1 protein-coding gene is annotated in these 1272 nt (G+C 67.5%); it reads right to left on the bottom strand.

The window, feature by feature from the left end:
* Positions 1-232: 232 nt before the first annotated feature.
* On the bottom strand, positions 233-1272 hold a 1040-nt coding region (locus tag AC1DU6_RS31740), incomplete at its 5' end, for a M16 family metallopeptidase (protein WP_477862162.1).

Genomic DNA, 1272 nt, shown 5'->3' with positions numbered 1-1272 from the left:
ATCTTGTTCTCCGAGCCAGCCGGCAGCATGCCCGGCGGCGGCGGCTCGGGGCTCTCGGAGTTGCGCATCAGGAACTCCACCTTGGCGCCCAGGGCCTTCTTGTAGAACTCGATGGCCTCTTCGCAGCGGCCGTTGAAGAACAGGTAGGGGTCGATCTTCATGCGAGTCTCCTTCAGTTCAGAGAGAGGAAGGACTCTAGCGCCGCCGGCCGGGAGGGTGCCGGCAGCTTGTGTCAGGGCGTTTTGAAGTCTCCCGCCGTCGAGATGACAAAGTTGTCGGCCACGATGTGCCTCCGCCAGGCCGCATTGGCCTGCTCGACGCTGACGGCCGCCAGCGCATCGTCGCGCTTTTGCGCCGCGGCCCAGGTCTCGCCGCGTTCGGCCAGGCTGGTCAAGCCACCGGCCAGGGCACCGGGGTCGGCGCGGCCCTGCTTGCGGCCTTCCAGGATGTCCTTCTTGGCGCGCTCCAATTCGGCCGCCGTGACGCCATCCCTGGCCATGCGGGCCACTTCCTCCTGCACGACGGCAATGACGCGCTCGCGCTTGTCCGGCGCATAGCTGGCCTGGATGGCGAAGCTCCCGGCATTGCCCCAGTAGCCCGCGTTCAAGGAGGCGCCGATGCCATACGTCAGCCCTTCCTTCTGGCGCACGCGCTCGGACAGCCGGCTCTCCAGCCCGCCGCCGCCGAAGATGTGCACGGCCAGTTCCAGCGCCGGATAGTCGGGCTCCTCGGCGTTCAGCGGCAGGGTCTGGTGCAGGCGCACGATGGCATTGGCCTTGTCGCGCGCAATGGCATCGAAGCGTGCCGGCGGCACGGCCAGGTGCTGGGGAATGTGGCGCACGAACTTGGGCGCTGCGGGCTTCTTCCAGTCGCCGAAGAGCTTGTCGATCTCGGCGCCCAGGCCGTCGGGCAAGGCGCCCACGACGCTGACCTGGGCGTCGTTGGTGCTCCAGTAGTCGGCATAGAAGCGCTTCACCTCGTCCAATGTCGTCGCCTTCAGGTTGGCGATGCGCTCGTCCACGCCCATCACATAGTCGGGGTGGCCCAGGCTGACGCCGCGAGCCTTGTTGTAGTGGCCACGCGTGGCTTCCTGGCGCAGCACGCTGGGCTCCTGGCGCGAAGCCTCGATGCCGGCAATGTTGGCCTTGATGTCGCGGTCGAAGGCATCCTGAGGGAACAGCGGCTTGCGCAGCGCATCGGCTGCCACGCGCAGGGCCGGCAGCAGCGTGTCGCGCTCGGCGCTGATGAAGATGCTCGCGCCCTGGTCATAGC

This window comes from Roseateles sp. P5_B10, from assembly GCF_056400485.1.
This window is presented reverse-complemented; position numbering and strand designations above follow the sequence as displayed.